Source organism: Micromonospora sp. NPDC049203, from assembly GCF_043197215.1.
Lineage (GTDB): Bacteria > Actinomycetota > Actinomycetes > Mycobacteriales > Micromonosporaceae > Micromonospora.
This window is the reverse complement of sequence record NZ_JBICSV010000003.1, coordinates 66229-79101: the sequence shown is the minus strand read 5'-3', so window position 1 is coordinate 79101 and position 12873 is coordinate 66229. Positions and strand designations below refer to the sequence as shown.

Here is a 12873-nt window from a genome sequence, read left to right as displayed (position 1 = left end):
AAGGAGACACGATCATGGGTACGCGTACCTTCCGCGCCGCCGTCGTCCGCACCCCGGCCGGGCCGGACTCGATCGAGATCATCGACGTCGCGCAGCGCGAGCCGGAACCCGGCGAGGTCCGGGTGGACGTAACGGCCGCCCCGGTCAACCCGGCCGACCTCGGGGTCGTCGGCGGTTTCTTCCACTCGCTGGGGCTCGTCAACCAGCCGCACCACACCGGTCTGGGCTGGGACTTCGCCGGTGTCGTCGCCGTCGCCGGGCCGGGCGTCGACCTCGCCGTGGGCACCCGGGTCGCCGGGCTGGTCGGCGGGTTCGACCGCGACTTCGGCACGTACGCCGAACAGCTCGTCGTACCCGTGTCCGACCTGGCCGTCGTACCCGATGAACTGGACCTGGTGGCGGCGGCGACAGTGCCGCTCAACGGCCAGACCGCGGCGCAGATCGTCGACCTGCTCGGCGACGCGCCCGACGGCGGCCGGCTGCTGGTCACCGGCGCGGCCGGCGCGGTCGGCGGCTACGTCGTGCCGCTCGCCCGGGACCGGGGATGGCGGGTGACCGGCCTGGCGCGGGCCGGGGACGAGAAGTTCGTCCGCGACCTCGGCGCCGACTTCACCACCGCGGCCGAGCCGGGCTGGGACGCCGTCGCCGACGCCGCCGGGTGGCAGGAACAGGGGTTCGCGCTGGTCCGCGACGGCGGCGTGTTCGTCGGCGTCCGGCCGAACGCCCTGCCGGCCGCCGAGCGCGGAGTCACTGTGCGCGCGGTCGACGTGCGCCCCGACGGCGCACGCCTGGCCGGCCTGCTCGCCCGCACCGCTGCCGGTGAGCTGCCGGCCCGGGTGCACGCGGTGGTGCCGCTGGACCAGGTGGCGGACGCGCACCGCGCGGTGGCGGAGGGCGGGGTACGCGGGCGCTACGTGCTGCGCCCCTGACCGCCGCGCGCCCGGTCCAGCACCTCCTCGACGGTGAGCGGGCTGCGCGGATGGTGGGTCAGCGACAGCGGGGTCCGGATCTTGCGGGGTGCGGCGCCCTCGGCGGCGAGGTAGAACTCGCCGACCGTCAGGCGGGAGATGTCCGGCACGTCGCCGCCCTTGGCCCGGGCCATCTCGCGGGCCGCCTCGATCTGGATCGGGCTGTTCATCAGGCCGTAGAGCTGGGTGGCCGCGTTACCCGGGATGCGGTTGTGCAGACCCTTCGGCGCCTGGGTGGCGAAGACCAGCCCGAGCCCGTACTTGCGCGCCTGGGCGGCGAGCGCAAGCGTGCTCTGGGTGCACGCGGTCATCGCGCCGGACGGGGCGAACGTCTGCGCCTCGTCCATGATGAGCAGCCCGAGCAGCGGGCGGTCCCCGGCGGGGTTCTTCTTGATCCAGGCGAACAGGGCCATCTGGAGCTGGTTGACGAAGCTCTGCCGGACGTCGTCGGACGGCAACCCCACCAGGCTGACCACGGAGACGCGGGCCCTCCTGCCGGGCGCAGGGGTGAGGAGCACGCCGGGATCCATCGGCGTGCCCTCGCCCCCGAACAGCGGATCGTTCACCATGGCGGCGGTGAGGGTCTGCGCCAGGCTCAGGCCGATCCGGTCGGCGTCGTCCAGGTCGATGAGCCCGTCCGGCAGGTCGGCGAGCGTGTCGATGAGGCCCTGCAGGCGGGAGCCGCCGCGCCGGCCGTAGTGCTCGACGGCCTTGCGCAGCACGGCCAGCCCGAGGTGCGCCCGGGTGGCCCGGCCGGTCACCATGGCGCGCGGCGCGAGCGACGCGACGGCCGCCTCGACGGCCTCGGCGAACTCGTCCGGGTCGTCGCGTACGCCGGTGAAGTCGGGCAGCGGCTGGAAGCTCAGCGGGCGGCCCGAGTTGCGGCGCGGTGTCCAGACGACGACGTCGGTGTGCGCGAGGTAGTCCCGGGCCCGGTCCGCGTCGCCCGGTCGCCACTGTGGCGGCGGCTCGGGCCATTCCTCGCCGAGGCGGGCTAGGTCGTTGTTGGGGTCGAGCACGATGGCGGAGACGCCCGCCAACGCGCACTCCTCGACGATGCGGCGGATGAGGACGGTCTTGCCGGAGCCGGAGCCGGCGAAGATCGTGGTGTGCTTGCGCAGCGCCTCGAGCGCCAGCGGCACCGGTTCGCCGTCGTCGTACCCGTGCCCGATGACGAAGGACGGGTCGGCCGGAGCGGTGGCGGCCGGCGTCGGCCCGGCGGGTTCCGGCGAGGGCCCGGCGTCGGCGGTCCAGCGGTCCACATCGGCCAGCGCGTGCTGGAGGAACTTCAGTTCCCGGGTCGGCTGGCGCGCGGCCAGCCAGCCCTGGAGGTCCATGGTGGCCTCGGCGAGCATGACCCGCAGCGCGGACAGGATGCGCACGTCCTCCTCGTCGACGCCGAGCGTCTGGCCGCCCGCCTCGGTGAACGCGGCGACCGCCTTGCCGGTGGCCGCACTCGTCGACCAGGCACGGTTGCGCAGCAGGAACAGCTTCCGCCGGCCAGATCCGGTGTCGAGGGCGGCGGACACGCTCGCCTTGCGGAGCCGGGCCAGCGCGGCGTTGCCGTGGTGGTCGTCGGCGATCGCCCGGAAACACCAGTGCACCTGGTCCTCGGTGCGCTCGTCGAGCGTGAGCCGCAGCCGGGCGTGCAGCGGCGGGTCGGTGCTCGGCGGCGGGTCGACGCTGAACGCCTCGCCCGCGTCGCCCCGCTCCAGGATCCAGGCGGTGAGCCCGGCCGCGAGCAGTGGCGGCATCACCTCGTCCTCGGACACGCGCCGCAGCGGCCCGGTGACGTCGGCGGCCTCCCGCAGCTCGGCGAACCGGGCGTCGTACCGGTCCATCTCCTCGCCGGTGGCGGTGACCGGGGCGGGCCGGGGCGCCCGGGGTTCGGCGGTGGGTGGCTCGCCGAGCGTGGTCATCTCCCGGACCTCGTCGTCGGCGATGCACGCGCGGATGTGCCTGTCGATCTCGATGAGCAGTTGGCGCGGGGTGAACGCGCCGGCCTCGGCGAAGGCGCGCGGGGACACCGGCCATGACGGGTACGGCGGCACGAACCCCGCCTCCCGGTAGCGGACGGTGAACCGCTTCTCGATGATCGCCCGAGCCAGGTCGGCGTCGTCGATCCGGCGCAGTCGGGGCGCCTCGCGGAACCGGTCGGCCACGGTGTCGGCGGCGGCGGACCTGATGACGGTCCACGAGTTCGGGATGCACGCGAGAACGGTGAGCGTGCGGCGGGTCGACTGCCGCAACGCCATCAGGCCGTCCGCCATCCGGGCCAGCATCAGCGCCTGCTCCGGGCTCATCGCGGCGGCGCCGACCAGCGCCGGGTCGCTCTGGATCGCCAACTGGGCGATCAGCGTGTCGATCTGGTCGATCGCCACCACCGACGGGCCGGTGAGGGCGAGCAGCCAGGACAGGTCCTGCACGATCTGCTGGGCCGGGCGCGGGACGCGGCGCATGCCCCAGGCCGCGCGTTCCCCGGCGACCATCTCCTCACCGGAGAGGAAGTAGTTCTCCGCGACGTCGCGGTGGGCGATGTCCTCGGAGGCGCTGAGCGCCAGCGCCCGCGCCGTCTCCTGGCAGGTGCGGGCGGTGTGCCTGTCGAAGTCACCGAGCCCGTCCAGGAAGGCGTCGAGCGCCGCCTTCGTCAGTTCGGTGTCGCCCATGACGGCCCGGCGTGCCGTCCGGGGCGCCCCAACCTTCGCGGACAACCGCCGCAGCAGCAGTTTGAGCTGTGTCTCGCTGCTGCCGGGCACCGGCCGGGACAGGCCGTCGAGCATCGCGGCGAGCACACCGTCCCAGAAGCCACCGGCGTCGAGCAGGCCGACCAGGAAGAAGTAGCCGCCGCGCTCCTGCACCTGCTGGCGGATCACGCCCAGCAGGTGGGTCTTGCCGGAGCCGCGCTGGCCCTGGACGACCAGGCCGAGCGGGCTGCCGTGCGGGTTCTGCGCGGCCTCGTCGACCCCGGCGAGAACCTCCCGCACCACTGGTACGTGCAGGCCGTCGACGTGGAAGGGCAACGGGCGCCACACGTCGTCGGGCACCGGCGCCCAGTCGAACCGCAGGGCGGCCAGCGCGTTCCGTTCCGCCTCGTTCATTACCCGCCGATCGCCAGCAGGTGATTGTCCTGCCCGCCGAGGCGAAGCGCGGCCTCGATGTCGGCCCCGGTGAGCGTCTTCTGGTTCGACTCCGGCGCGATGGTGACGCCCTCGGAGAGGCTGAGCCGGCGCAGGGCCTCGTCCAGGTCGCCGCGCGGCACGTCGGCGAAGAACGGCCGCAGCCGGCGCAGGCTCACCCAGGCGCCGGGTTCGTCGGCGAGCGCCCGGTACGCGGCGACCACCCGAGCCTCCATCGACCCGGACGGCTCAGCGGCAGGCGCGCGCACGTCGGTGAGCGCGAAGAGCTCGGCGAGTGTCGCGCAGCCGCTGCGGGCCAGGACCCGATCGCGCAGGCTCACCTGCAAGGCGGTGAGCGCTGCGCCGAGCGCGCTCGCCCCGCGCAGCGCGAAGTCCAGCTCGCTCTGCATCCGTACCCAGCCCTTGTCGTCCAGTTGCAGGGCGTACGTCGGCCCGCTCTTGCGGCTCGCGACGTAGTGCAGGCGGGTGAGCTTGTCGCGCTGCGGCTTGCGTACGACCAGGCCGTAACGGTCCCGCAGCTCGGTGCTCAGCACCTCCCGCGCCTCGGCCATGAGCACGACGAGGATCGCGCTCTCGGATGCGGTCAGGTCATCGCCGGCCATGGTGCCGTCCTTCCGCCAGGTCTCGGCGACGGGCCCGCAGACAGGTGCCGATCTGCGCGACCACGGTGCCGACGTCGTGGATTACTCGGGCGTTCGTGAAGCGCAGGACGGCGTAGCCGTCCAGTTGCAGTTGGACGTCGCGTTGCCGGTCGGCCTCGAACCGGACCGGGCGGCAGTGCTCCGGACCGTCGATCTCCACCACGCATCGCTCGTCCGGCCACAGTAGATCCAGGCGCACCGGTGCGGCCAGGCGGTGCGACTGGTAGCTCTGGTTCCATCGCCGCCCGGCCGACCAGCTCTGCGCCGCCAGCGCCGCCTCCAGGCGCTTCTCGGCGTCGCTGCCCGGATGCGGTCTACCCGCCGCCGGCGCGTGCCCGGCGGGCGGCGCGGCGGGCACGGCCGGCGGCGTGGGGAACGCCGGAAGACCGTCCAGCCCGGCCGCACCGGCGCCGACCAGCCAGACCGCCGGACCGCCGTGCTGCACGAGCCATCCGCCACCGGCCGCGACCACGGCGGCGTCGCCGTGGACCGGCTCGACCAGCAGCACCATCTTCCGCCGACCGAACGCGCCGGCCACCAGACGCGCCAGCGCGGCGGCCCGCACACGCAGCGGGAGCGTCGTGACGCTCGGCCGCCGCCCGGTGACCGCGAAGACGGCCAGGTCGGTCAGGAACGAGCCGGGGTAGCGGTCCCGGCGCGAGCGGGCGGCGGCGGCGGCCCGTACGGCGGCGAGGCCGGAGACGTCCGGGCGGACGCCGTCAGCGGTCTCGGGCAGCCAGGCCGGGAGCAGCTCGACGGCGACCTGTTCGAGCCGGTCCAGCGCGGCGTGCACGAAGTCGGCCGGCATCGCGTACGCCGAGGCCGGGCGGTGCACGACGGCGGCCGGCTCCGCGTGGTCGTGGGCGATCGTCATGGCGACCGTGTCGGCGTGTGCGCCGGGCAGGGCGACGACGCGGTCGGTCGGCAGACCGGCGAGGACCGGCTCCATGCAGCGTCGACCCTCCCCCACCGTCGACCCCCGACGTCGGATGACCAGAGTACGAATCGTCTTCGGCCGGCGCCAGCCCTGATACGCCGGACGGCGACGAAATGGCGACGCTCAGGTGATGTCGCGGCGCATCGGGACGACCACGGCGACCGCGGCGGCGGCGAGCGCGTACCCGGTCAACAACAACGCACCGGTCGCCGGTGGCAGGAGCGCGACGGCGTCGCTGCCGAGCTGCGCGGACATCGCGTCGGCGACGTAGGTGAAGTCGGTGAGGGCGGCGGTGGCGCCGCCGGGCAGGAGCGGGTAGAGCGCGTTGACGCCGGGGATCATCATCAGTACGGGCTCGGCCAGGTACAGGTAGCCGACCACGACGCACACGGCAGCGACCTGGTTGCGGAGCAGCGCGCCCACGCCGGTGCCGACAAGGAGGTACACCCCCATCGCGACGCCGATGCGGGCGAGCAGCGCCAGCACTGTGGGAGCGGGCAGGCCCAGCGACACGCCACGCGCGGCGGCGACGGTGAACAGGGCCACCGCGGCGGAGCCGGCCAGGGCGACCCCGTAGCCGAGGCCGACGATCGCGTGGGTGGCGAGTTTGGCGGCGAGCACCCGCCCTCGGCGCGGCGCGAACATGAACGTGACGGCGGCGGTGCCGTGCCGGTACTCGGACGTCGCCGCGAGGGCCCCGGCCGCGGCCGGCACGAAGGCGGTGAAACCGAGGAGGCCGAGGATGGACCGCAGGCCCTCCTCGGTGTGCAGGCCGGGCATCGGCGGGTCGAAGTTCTCCGGTCCGGCGAGCGCCATGAGCCCGACCAGGCCGCCGCCGAGCGCGAGGGCGGCGAGCAGCAGCCCGGTACACATGTGGGTGGCCAGCACCCGGCGAAGTTCCGCTCTGACCAGGTTCATCGGGCCTCCGCCGTGTCGGTGGTCAGGTCGAGGAAGAGCTGTTCGAGGCTTGTGGTCTCGGTGACCAGCTCGTGGATCCGCAGCCGGTGGTCCGCGGCGAGGTCGGCGACGCGCGGCGCGTCCAGTCCGCGTACCCGCAGTCGGCCGGGCCCGGCCGGTTCGACGGACCCGGCGCCCGCCGTCAGGGCGGCGGCCAGGTCGGTGGCGTCCGGCGAGGTGACGAGCACCGTCGGCGGGCCGGTGAGCCTCGACCACGGCCCGGCGGCGACGAGTTCACCGCGCCGGATCACCACCACGTCGTCCACCACCTGCTGGACCTCGTGCAGGACGTGGCTGGAGACCAGCACGGTGCGGCCCTCGTCGGCGAGCCGGCGTAGCAGGCCGCGCAGCCACGACATGCCTTCCGGGTCCAGGCCGTTCGACGGTTCGTCGAGCAGCAGGACGCGGGGGTCGCCGAGCAGCGCCGTGGCGAGGCTGAGACGTTGGCGCATGCCGGTGGAGAACTCCCGGGTACGACGGTCGGCGGCCGGCAAGAGGCCCAGCAGATCCAGCAGTTCCACGACGCGACTGTCCGGGCAGCCGGCCATCGCCGCGTAGACACCCAGGTGGTCACGGGCGGTGTGGCCGGGGTGGAACGCGTTGCCGTCGAACACCGCGCCGACGGTCCGCGACGGCTGGGCCAGCCGGCCGTACGGCTGCCCGCCGATCGTGGCGGTGCCGCTGGTCGGCGTCACCAGTCCGGTCAGCATGCGCATCGTGGTGGTCTTGCCGGCGCCGTTCGGGCCGAGGAAACCGGTGACCGCGCCGGGTCGTACGGTGAAGGTCAGGTCGCGGACGGCGGTGACGTCGCCGTAGCGCTTGGTCAGGCCCGACGCCTCGATCGCCAGTCGGTCGCCGGTCATGGCCGGCCCCTCGTCGCACGCCCGATCGCCTCGGCGAGGTGCCCGGCGGCCGGATCGGAGACGACCACCTCGTCGAACTCCCCGCCGGCCGCCGCGCGGTCCAGCACCAGGTGCAGCCCGGGCTGACCGCGCCGGGCTGCCACGAGCTGCCGGGGACCGCCGAAGATGCCCCAGACACCGACCTTGGCGAAGCCGGAGACGGTGTACCCGCGCCGGGCGCCGCGGGCCAGCCGGATCGGCTCGTCCACCGGGGCGGCGTGCCGCACGGCAGCCAGGCGCAGCGTGAATCGTTCCCGCCCGACCCACAGTCGTTCCCATCCGGTGAACCGGATGTCGATCACGTCGCCGTCAAGCGTTGTCGAGGCCATCAGTCGTCGCCCTTCGTCGTGTCGGAGTCGTGCGCTGACGTGGGTGTGTCGCCGGGGGTCGCCGGGCGATCGGCGGGCATCAGGACCGTCGCGAGCAGCCGGGGGATCCGTCCGTCGCCGGGGCCTCTGGTGAGGAACGGGCCGACCAGCGCGTTGAGCCCGGCCGCGAACTCGTGCAGCTCGGCGTCGGTCAGGTGCAGGACGAGCTGCTGGTATCCGACGCCGTCGGCGACGAAGTCGACGGACTCCCGGGCGAGGTAGCGGGAGAACTCCGACAGCAGACTCGACACGAACGCGGTGAAGTAGCGCGCGTGGTCCTCCGGCGTCGCCGTCGCCAGGGCCGCGGGGTCCAGTGCCGCGCCGTGCGCGGGCAGCGCGTACACCCGCTCGACGGCCCCGCGGACCTTGCGCTCCTGCACCACGTCGAGCATCCCGGTCTTCACGAGCGTCGCCAGGTGGCGGTAGAGGGTGGCCTGGGGGACGTCGGGCAGCAGCTCGACCAGGTCGTGCGTGGTCACCCGGGCACCGGCGACCGCGCGCAGGATCCGGATCCGCACCGGGTGCAGCGCGATCTCCGCCCACCGCTCCATCGACGTCGTCACACCGCAGACGTTATCACTATCGAGAACGATAATGGTAGACCGGCGAAAGAGGACGGTGCCGGAAGGCAGCCGTCAGGCGGACGGACGGGTGTGGTGGGCGAGCACCCGCGCCAGCAGCCGGGTCAGGTCCGCCCGCTCGTCCGGCGACAGCGGCGCGAGCAGCTCGTCCTGCACGGCGGCGAGTCGCTTCTCCAGCCGCCGCAGCTGCCGCCGCCCGGCTGCGGTGACGGTGACGACGTTGCGCCGCCGGTCGGCCGGGTCCGGGCTGCGGGTGACGAACTCGCGCTCGGCGAGTTCGTTCAGCGCCGCCACCACGTCGCTGACATGGATGCCGCTGCGCCGGCCGAGCGCTGCCTGGCTGGCCGGCCCGAACTCGTCGAGCGTGGCGAGCAGCCGGAAGTGGTAGCCCCGGGCGTCGGCAGCCGCGAGGCCGTCGGCGACCAGCCGGCCGGCGCGTACGGCGGTCTGGGTGATCAGCCAGCTCGGCAGGCCGGCCAGGCGTGTCGGCACGAGGTCCGGCTCCGGGTTCTCCACGCGCCCAGCCTATCCGAAACCGTTGGCGCCCCCAATGATCTACGTTACCGTTTGTCATACCAACGTTAGTGTCACCAACGAAAGGCGGAAGCCGTGATCGAGCCGTTTCGCGTCCACGTCCCCCAGGCCGACCTCGACGACCTGGCCGACCGCCTCGCCCGCACCCGCTGGCCCGACGAGCTACCAGACGCCGGGTGGGACTACGGCATCCCGCTGGACCGGGTACGGGAGCTTGCCGAGCACTGGCGCACCGCGTACGACTGGCGGGCGGCCGAGGCCGAGCTGAACCGGTACCCGCAGTTCACCACCACCATCGACGGGCAGAACATCCACTTCCTGCACGTACGCTCCACCGCCCCGGACGCGCTGCCGCTGCTCCTCACGCACGGCTGGCCCGGCTCGGTCGTGGAGTTCCTCGACGTGCTCGGCCCGCTGTCCGAGCAGTTCCACCTGGTCGTACCGTCGATCCCCGGGTTCGGCTTCTCCGGGCCGACCCGGGAACGCGGCTGGGACGTCGACCGCGTCGCCCGCGCCTGGGCCGAGCTGATGCGCCGGCTCGGCTACCGGCGGTACGGCGCACAGGGCGGTGACTGGGGTTCGGTCATCTCCACCCGGCTCGGCGGCATCGACGCGGAGCACGTCGTCGGCGTCCACCTCAACTACCTGCCCACGCCCCCGCCACCAGGCTGGACCGGCGAGGCCGGACTGTCCGGCGAGGACCGGGACCGGCTGGCCCGGATCATGCGGCTCAAGACGCAGCGGCACCCCCACCAGGTGCTCTACGCCAGCCGTCCGCAGACCGTGTCGTACGCGCTGCACGACTCACCCGCCGGGCAGCTCGCGTGGATCGCCGAGAAGTTCACCGAGTGGACCGACCCGGGGTCGGCCGTCAGCGTGGATCGCATCCTCACCGACGTCTCGGTCTACTGGCTCACCGGCACCGCCGCCTCGTCCGCGCGGCTGGTGCGGGAGAGCGCGTTCGGTGGCCCGCCCGCACCCTGCCCGCCCCCGCTCGGGGTGGCCGTGTTCGCGCACGACATCACCCGGCCGGTACGCCCGATCGCCGAGCTGACGTACACGATCCGGCAGTGGAGCGAGTTCGACAGGGGCGGTCACTTCGCCGCCCTGGAGGTGCCGGAGCTGTTCGTCGACGACGTCCGGTCGTTCTTCTGGAACCTGCGGTGACGGCCGCGCTCAGCTCAGGGCCGCCGCGAACATCCCCGGCTCGTACGAGCCGCCGCGCTGGTGCACGAGCACCGCGAACCGGTTCGCCGCGTTGATCAGCCCGAGCAGGCACACGAGCGCGGCGATCTGGTCGTCGTCGTAGTGCTTGCGCACCCGCTCCCACGTCTCGTCCGACACCCCCTGGTGGGCGTCGGCGAGCCGGGTGCCCTCCTCGGCGAACGCCAGCGCGGCGCACTCGGCCTCGGTGAAGACCGTCGCCTCACGCCAGGCGGCGACAAGGTTCAGCCGGACCGCACTCTCGCCCCCGGCCACCGCCTCCTTGGTGTGCATGTCGATGCACCAGCCGCAGCCGTTGATCTGGCTGGCCCGCAGCGACACCAGCTCCTGGACGGTACGGGGCAGCGACGACTGGTGGACCACCAGGCCCGCGCCGGCGAAGCGCTTCATGAACGTCGCCGAGACCGGGTTGTCGAACAGGTTGAATCGGGTCTGCATGGTGGCGCCCTCTCTGCTGGGTTGGGTGTGGGACGAACACGAGATGCCGGAGGCCCGTCCGGCGTGACGGCGACGGCGGGTGAGGACCGCCACAGCGACCCGATGTCACAGGGGGACGGCGGCCGGCGTCTGGTGGGCGACGCAACCGAGCGGCGAAGGAGTCAGTCATGGCGGACCCGGCCACCGAGGACTTCCTCGCGCACCGGAACCTGCTCTTCACCGTCGCGTACGAGATGCTCGGCTCGGCCGCCGACGCGGAGGACGTGGTGCAGGAGACCTGGCTGCGGTGGGCCGGGGTCGACCTCGGCGCGGTCCGGGACCGGCGCGCGTACCTGGTGCGCATCACCACCCGGCAGGCGCTGTCCCGGCTGCGCACGCTCGGGCGGCGCAAGGAGTCGTACGTCGGGTCGTGGCTGCCCGAACCGCTGCTCACCGCGCCCGACGTGGCGGACGACGTGGCGCTGGCCGAGAGCGTGTCGATGGCGATGCTGCTGGTGCTGGAGACACTGACGCCGACCGAGCGGGCCGTGTTCGTGCTGCGCGAGGTGTTCGACGTCGGCTACGACGAGATCGCCGAGACCGTCGAACGGAACCCGGCCACGGTGCGGCAGATCGCGCACCGGGCGCGGGTCCACGTCGCGGCACGCCGCCCCCGGCGTACCGTCTCGGCGGCCGAGGCCCGCGACGCGCTCGACGCGTTCCGGCGGGCGGTCGAGACCGGCGACCTGGACGGGCTGCTCCGCGTCCTGGCCGACGACGCGGTGCTGGTGGGCGACGGCGGCGGGATCAAGCAGGCGATCGTTCGGCCGATCAGCGGCGGCGACATGGTGGCCCGCCTGCTCGCGGGCGGCTGGCGCCGGGTCGCGGCCGTGGCATCGATGGAACCGGCGCAGGTGAACGGCTACCCGGCGCTGCTGGTACGCCTCGACGGTGAGCTGGACACCGTCGTCGCGGTACGCCTCGACGACGGCCGCATCAGCGGCCTCTACGCGGTGCGCAACCCGGAGAAGCTGTCCCACATGACCCGGGAAACCACACTGCGCCGGTAGGCCCGCGATCGTGCGACGATCGGGCGATGAGCAGCGCCCCCTCCCCCGACGTCAGCGCCCTCGCCGTCAACGTGACGGTGCCGGAGGAGCTGCGCTGGACCGACACCCGGCGCGGCGAGGAGTTCGCGCTGACCACGCTCAACATCAGGCTGCTGCCGGACGGGCGCCTGGCCGCGAAGGCGTACGGCCGGCCCACCGCCGGCGGCCGGGGCGCGTACGTCTCGTTCCGGGTGCCCGACCGGCCCGAGCTGGCCGCGCTGGTGGCGGCGGCGGCCGACCGGGCCGCCGCGCTCTGGGGCGCGCACGGCGGCCTGAGCTGACCGCACGGCTCAGCGGCGGAGGCCGACCCCGCCGTAGCCGTGCGACACCGCCGCCTGCGGTTCCCCGTCGGGCCGCCAGTCCGCCACCTTGACCAGGCCCGGCTCGACCAACTCGTAGCCGTCGAGGAAGCGGGCCACCTCGTCGCGGGTGCGGGGCACGAGCGGGGAACTGCTGCGGCGGTAGACCGCCGTGCCCTGCTCGGTGGGCAGCGTCGGCAGGCCGTCCAGGGTGAGGTGGGACAGCGCGAGCACGCTGCCCGGGACTGTCGCGTCGCGCAGCGTCGCCACCGCCGCGTACGGGTCGTCGGCGTCGGGCACGAAGTGCAGCACCGCGAGCAGCAACACCGCCACCGGCTCGGACAGGTCGATGGCGGCCCGCAGCGTCGGGTCGGCCAGCAGCTCGCCGGGACGCCGCAGGTCGCCCTGGAGCACGACAGTGCGGCCGTCGGCAGGCAGCAACCGCCGGGCGTACGCGACGGCGACCTCGTCGTGGTCGACGTAGACCACCCGGGCGTCGGGACGGACCGTGCGGACCACCTCGTGCACGTTGCCCTGGGTGGGCAGGCCGGCGCCGATGTCGAGGAACTGGCGTACGCCCTGCTCGGCGGCCCAGCGCACGACCCGGCGCAGGAACGCGCGGTTGCTCTGCGCGGCGACGCCGGTGTCCGGGAAGATCTTCAGGATCTCCTCGGCGGCGGCGCGGTCGGCGGCGAAGTTGTGGCAGCCGCCGAGGTAGTAGTCGTACATCCGGGCGACATTGGGTCGGTTCTCAGCCTCCGTCACGCCTCGATGTCTAGCACTCTGCGCGACACACCGC

Annotated in this window: 14 protein-coding genes; 4 read left to right on the top strand and 10 right to left on the bottom strand. The window is 73.7% G+C overall.

Going from position 1 to position 12873, the window contains the following annotated elements:
* Positions 1-14 precede the first annotated feature (14 nt).
* On the top strand, positions 15-929 hold the full coding sequence (locus ACGFIA_RS09315; RefSeq protein ID WP_393259395.1) for an NADP-dependent oxidoreductase: 915 nt from the start codon (positions 15-17) through the stop codon (positions 927-929).
* Here the strand turns inward: ACGFIA_RS09315 and ACGFIA_RS09310 are convergent.
* The 8 genes from ACGFIA_RS09310 to ACGFIA_RS09275 all read right to left on the bottom strand — a co-directional run bounded on the left by ACGFIA_RS09310 (position 911) and on the right by ACGFIA_RS09275 (position 9007).
* Positions 911-4066, bottom strand: a complete 3156-nt coding sequence (locus tag ACGFIA_RS09310) for an ATP-binding protein (protein ID WP_393259393.1) — start codon at positions 4064-4066, stop codon at positions 911-913. The genes ACGFIA_RS09315 and ACGFIA_RS09310 overlap by 19 nt on opposite strands.
* Entirely contained in the window at positions 4066-4707 is a 642-nt protein-coding gene (locus ACGFIA_RS09305; RefSeq protein ID WP_393259391.1) for a hypothetical protein, read from the bottom strand. Before ACGFIA_RS09305 ends, ACGFIA_RS09310 begins: the two co-directional genes overlap by 1 nt.
* Positions 4694-5695, bottom strand: a complete 1002-nt coding sequence (locus ACGFIA_RS09300) for a DUF559 domain-containing protein (protein ID WP_357500370.1) — start codon at positions 5693-5695, stop codon at positions 4694-4696. The genes ACGFIA_RS09305 and ACGFIA_RS09300 overlap by 14 nt, the downstream gene beginning before the upstream one ends.
* A 111-nt stretch (positions 5696-5806) precedes the next feature.
* Positions 5807-6601 (bottom strand): ABC transporter permease, encoded by a 795-nt coding sequence (locus ACGFIA_RS09295; RefSeq protein ID WP_357500368.1) that lies wholly within the window; start codon positions 6599-6601, stop codon positions 5807-5809.
* On the bottom strand, positions 6598-7503 hold the full coding sequence (locus tag ACGFIA_RS09290; protein WP_357500366.1) for an ATP-binding cassette domain-containing protein: 906 nt from the start codon (positions 7501-7503) through the stop codon (positions 6598-6600). The genes ACGFIA_RS09295 and ACGFIA_RS09290 overlap by 4 nt, the downstream gene beginning before the upstream one ends.
* Positions 7500-7871: a hypothetical protein gene (locus ACGFIA_RS09285; protein ID WP_357468339.1), complete on the bottom strand. Its 372-nt coding sequence runs from the start codon at positions 7869-7871 to the stop codon at positions 7500-7502. Before ACGFIA_RS09285 ends, ACGFIA_RS09290 begins: the two co-directional genes overlap by 4 nt.
* Positions 7871-8473: a helix-turn-helix domain-containing protein gene (locus tag ACGFIA_RS09280; RefSeq protein WP_357500365.1), complete on the bottom strand. Its 603-nt coding sequence runs from the start codon at positions 8471-8473 to the stop codon at positions 7871-7873. The genes ACGFIA_RS09285 and ACGFIA_RS09280 overlap by 1 nt, the downstream gene beginning before the upstream one ends.
* Before the next feature lie 72 nt (positions 8474-8545).
* The gene (locus ACGFIA_RS09275) at positions 8546-9007 is read right to left on the bottom strand and encodes a MarR family transcriptional regulator (protein WP_357500363.1); all 462 of its coding nucleotides are present in this window, start codon (positions 9005-9007) and stop codon (positions 8546-8548) included.
* A gap of 93 nt (positions 9008-9100) precedes the next feature.
* Between ACGFIA_RS09275 and ACGFIA_RS09270 the strand changes: the two genes are divergently transcribed.
* Entirely contained in the window at positions 9101-10192 is a 1092-nt protein-coding gene (locus ACGFIA_RS09270; protein WP_357500362.1) for an epoxide hydrolase family protein, read from the top strand.
* A gap of 9 nt (positions 10193-10201) precedes the next feature.
* Here ACGFIA_RS09270 and ACGFIA_RS09265 read toward each other — a convergent pair whose 3' ends face one another.
* The gene (locus ACGFIA_RS09265; RefSeq protein ID WP_357500360.1) at positions 10202-10687 is read right to left on the bottom strand and encodes a carboxymuconolactone decarboxylase family protein; all 486 of its coding nucleotides are present in this window, start codon (positions 10685-10687) and stop codon (positions 10202-10204) included.
* 167 nt (positions 10688-10854) lie between these two features.
* Here ACGFIA_RS09265 and ACGFIA_RS09260 point away from each other — a divergent pair, with 167 nt between their 5' ends.
* Together ACGFIA_RS09260 and ACGFIA_RS09255 are read left to right on the top strand one after the other, a co-directional pair.
* The gene (locus ACGFIA_RS09260) at positions 10855-11736 is read left to right on the top strand and encodes an RNA polymerase sigma-70 factor (RefSeq protein ID WP_393259388.1); all 882 of its coding nucleotides are present in this window, start codon (positions 10855-10857) and stop codon (positions 11734-11736) included.
* 26 nt (positions 11737-11762) lie between these two features.
* On the top strand, positions 11763-12056 hold the full coding sequence (locus ACGFIA_RS09255) for a hypothetical protein (RefSeq protein ID WP_393259386.1): 294 nt from the start codon (positions 11763-11765) through the stop codon (positions 12054-12056).
* A 9-nt stretch (positions 12057-12065) separates the two neighbouring features.
* Here the strand turns inward: ACGFIA_RS09255 and ACGFIA_RS09250 are convergent, their stop codons facing one another.
* Positions 12066-12839, bottom strand: coding sequence for an SAM-dependent methyltransferase (locus ACGFIA_RS09250; RefSeq protein WP_357500357.1), 774 nt, complete (start codon positions 12837-12839; stop codon positions 12066-12068).
* Between the last annotated feature and the right edge of the window lie 34 nt (positions 12840-12873).